We start from the raw sequence: 1,150 nt of genomic DNA, 5'->3' as shown, positions 1-1,150 counted from the left end.
TAGCAGTCTGCTGAAGAACCCCCTCGCCACCGAGGGGGCTTGATGATTCACTTGTCATCTCGAATCGGCGGAGATGCTCATGCGCGGCAGGTTTACGGATCAAGGCGGCCTGTTTTCGTACATCGCGCCGGATAAGCGTGTGCCAGCGAACCATCCGCTGCGGAAGGTGCGGGAACTTGTCCGGGATGTATTGAGTGATTTGAACCGCAGCCTTGGGAAGCTCTATGCCAGCGAGGGACGTCCTTCGATCCCTCCGGAGCAATTGCTGAGCGCCTTGCTGCTGCAGGTGTTCTACGGCATCCGCTCGGAACGCCAGTTGATGGAGCAACTGGACTATAATCTTCTGTATCGCTGGTTCGTGGGACTGTCGCCGGATGATCCAGTCTGGGACCCGACCACCTTCACCAAGAACCGGGAGCGGCTGCAGAACGGCGATGTGTTCACGAAGTTCATGACCAGGCTTCTGAACCATTCTCAGGTCAAATCGCTGTTGTCGGACGAGCATTTTTCGGTGGACGGGACGCTGATCGAAGCCTGGGCTTCGCAGAAGAGTTTTCGCCCCAAGGACCGCAGCGGCGACGATGATGATGGCGCCAACTTCCACGGCCAGACGCGCAAGAACGACACCCATGCGAGTACCAGCGATCCGGACAGCAGGCTTTATCGCAAGGCGGCCGGACGCGAGGCCAAGCTTTGCTATATGGGCCACGCCACCATGGAGAACCGGCATGGGCTGGCGGTGGCCGGCATGGTCACGCAGGCCAATGGCATCGCCGAACGCCGGGCTTCGGAGACCATGCTGAAGGCGAGACGCAAAGCCGCAGGCCGCCGCATCACAGCCGGCGAGGACAAGGCGTACGATACGACCGATCATGTCGCCAATCTTCGCGCCATCGGCGTGACGCCGCATGTGACACAGAACCAGGCCGTCACCAAAACCGGCAAGACCCGCAACAGCGCCATCGACGAACGAACCACGCGGCATCCGGGGTACGGCATGTCGCAATCCCGCCGGGCGATGGTCGAGTGCATTTTCGGATGGGGCAAGCAGCATGGCACCATGCGCAAAACCAAACATCGCGGCATCGCTCGCGTCGCCGCCGACTTCCTGCTCAATCTGATCGCCTACAACCTGATCCGCATTCCCAAA

The 1,150-nt window shown here is 60.4% G+C and carries 1 protein-coding gene; it reads left to right on the top strand.

Features of this window, described 5'->3' with window-relative positions:
- Window positions 1-79: 79 nt before the first annotated feature.
- The coding region (locus ACZXDY_RS45980) for an IS5 family transposase (protein WP_464350022.1) at window positions 80-1,150 on the top strand (1,071 nt) is incomplete at its 3' end.

It is taken from the genome of Bradyrhizobium sp. LeoB3, from assembly GCF_055456055.1.
The sequence above is the reverse complement of the archived record's forward strand: the minus strand, read 5'-3'. Positions and strand labels throughout refer to the sequence as shown.